Here is a 2,257-nt window from a genome sequence, read left to right on the forward strand (position 1 = left end):
GCTGGTGCGTAAAAACCATCTGGACATGAAATGGAAAAAGTTTCTTTATCGCCAACTCTGCATGGATTCCGGCATCACCTACTGCCGCTCACCCAGCTGTGAGGCTTGTTCTGATTATGCTGAGTGTTTTGCGCCGGAGTAAGTGAGAGCGGGGTTGACAATAAACGCACTGGAACTGCAACCCTCGTACCGTATCTTCAGGTGGGTGGCTACCGCAGGGATAATCAGATAATGGCCTGCAAGCCTTTGTCGGCGATGACATTCAGCAGCTTGAGCGCAGGGCCAGCAGGACGCGTTTCGCCCTGTTCCCACTTGCGCACCGTCGAGGCAGTGGTGTGCAGATGATGGGCAAACACTGGCTGACTGAAATGCAGTCCCTCGCGCAGACGTTTAATGTCATCTGCACTGAACTCGCGTACTGGCGGCGGACAGATCGCGTCGAACTCACGCATCGTCACCTTGCTGATTGCACCAGCGTTGTGCAATGCGTCCAGGTCTCCGCGCAGGGATTCAATGATTTTGCTCGTCACAACACACCTCCAGTAAAATACCCGCCTGCAATGCCTTTACCAATTCATTAGCTGATAGCTCCAAAAATACCTTGCCAGCATATTGCAGCGCCTTTTTCTCATCTTGCGTGATGTTCGCCTTGTCACTTTTCGGAAACCCATACAGAAATACATAACGGTGGCCAACACGAACCGACAATAATGTGCGGTAGCCACCACTCTTACCTGCACTTGGACGGGCGACTCGCTTTTTGTAGAGGTGGCCGCCCAGGTCGGCATCAATTAGTCCACTTTCCATTTCCTGGACTGCCTTACACAGAGCCGCATCGGACAGTTTCTCGCTCGTTTGCCACCGCGCAAAGTCCTTTCGCTTCAAAACGTTCATACTCGCCCTCCTGTGAAAAAATATACCCGTAACGGGTATGATTGTCTAGCTCTTGCAGGTGGCAGGATAGCTGACTCCTCGGAAAGGTTTGTTTTAGGAGCTTGTTTGGAGTCAAACGAATGGAAGCCGGGTTCAAGTTTCGGAAAGAACCGGCATATGATGAATTAGCCTAAGTTATTGATAAACCTGCTGTAGCGAGCTTAGGCGTAGCCCAGCGAAGTACGGTGCTGGAGTCATGGTGAAATAAAAAACCCCGCACAAGACGGGGAAGGACAGAGTCAAAACAGAGTGGTGAAAATGGAGAAAGCAGCTTACTGGTCGTAATCCAGTACCACCTTGTCGCTGACGGGATAACACTGGCAGGACAGCACGTAACCGGCTTCCACTTCGTAGTCTTCCAGTGCAAAGTTGGCATCCATATCCACTTCACCTTCCACGACCTTGGCACGGCAAGTAGAGCAAACACCGGCTTTGCAGGAAAAAGGCAGATCAGCTCCGTGTTCATTGCCTGCATCCAGAATACTGGTGGTGTTGCGTGTTAACTCAAAGGCCAGTGAACGGCCATCAGCAATCACGGTGATTTGAGATACGGCGGTTGGGTCGACCTTCACATCGGCACGATCCTGACGCGCTACAGGGGCACCACCGGCTGGAGTGAAGAGTTCAAAGTGGATTTTTTCTTTGGGCATACCATGACGCTCCAGAGAATCACGCACACTCTCGGTCATGGCTTGTGGGCCACAGATAAACGCTGCAGTCAGCTCTTTGGGTTTAACCCAGTGATCAAACAGTGCATCACACTTTTCGCTGTTGATATGACCATTGTAAAGGTCGATATCCTGTTGCTCACGGCTGAAAATAAACACCAGATTCAGGCGCTGCATAAAGCGGTTTTTTAAATCCGCCAGCTGTTCACGAAACAGGGTGCTGGTGGTGGAGCGGTTGCCGTAAAACAGCGTAAAACTGCTGTGAGGTTCAGCTTCCAGCGTGCTCTTGATAATCGACAAAATGGGTGTGATACCACTGCCTGCGGCTACGGCAAGGTATTCACCCTGATGCTCGGGATTCAGCTCGGTGTAAAAACGACCTTGGGGTGGCATCACCTCCAAAGTTTGACCGGCTTTTAACTGCTGATTGGCAAAGGTCGAAAAACGCCCACCGGGAACCTGTTTGATGGCAACCCGCAGTTCACCATCATTCACTCCATTGCAGATGGAGTAAGAACGACGAACCTCTTCACCATCAATGCTGGTTTTTAGTGTCAGGTACTGACCCTGGGTAAAACGATAGGCATCCTGCAGCGAATCGGGCAGATCAAATGCCAGAGACACGGCATCACGCGTTTCCGGTCTGACCTCTTTAA

Annotated in this window: 4 protein-coding genes; 1 reads left to right on the plus strand and 3 read right to left on the minus strand. The window is 51.1% G+C overall.

Annotated elements, in window-relative coordinates; all coding sequences use genetic code 11:
• Positions 1-4: 4 nt before the first annotated feature.
• Positions 5-142 carry a nitrogen fixation protein NifQ gene (locus tag IBX50_RS20795; protein ID WP_366930755.1) on the plus strand — a complete coding sequence of 46 codons (138 nt, stop codon included), beginning with the start codon at positions 5-7 and terminating at the stop codon, positions 140-142.
• A gap of 82 nt (positions 143-224) precedes the next feature.
• Here IBX50_RS20795 and IBX50_RS19845 read toward each other — a convergent pair whose 3' ends face one another.
• From IBX50_RS19845 to paaE, 3 genes are all read right to left on the minus strand, one after another.
• The gene (locus IBX50_RS19845; protein WP_292258124.1) at positions 225-530 is read right to left on the minus strand and encodes a DNA-binding transcriptional regulator; all 306 of its coding nucleotides are present in this window, start codon (positions 528-530) and stop codon (positions 225-227) included.
• The gene (locus IBX50_RS19850; RefSeq protein ID WP_292258125.1) at positions 511-894 is read right to left on the minus strand and encodes a type II toxin-antitoxin system RelE/ParE family toxin; all 384 of its coding nucleotides are present in this window, start codon (positions 892-894) and stop codon (positions 511-513) included. The genes IBX50_RS19845 and IBX50_RS19850 overlap by 20 nt, the downstream gene beginning before the upstream one ends.
• Positions 895-1,205: 311 nt before the next feature.
• Positions 1,206-2,257: 1,2-phenylacetyl-CoA epoxidase subunit PaaE (gene paaE / locus IBX50_RS19855; RefSeq protein ID WP_292258126.1), on the minus strand; the 1,052-nt coding region annotated here is incomplete at its 5' end.

The organism is Marinospirillum sp., from assembly GCF_014859565.1.

Bases quoted from the DNA above. Each gene is read 5' to 3' on its own strand.
- IBX50_RS19850 (WP_292258125.1), bottom strand. From the start codon at position 894: ATGAACGTTTTGAAGCGAAAGGACTTTGCGCGGTGGCAAACGAGCGAG.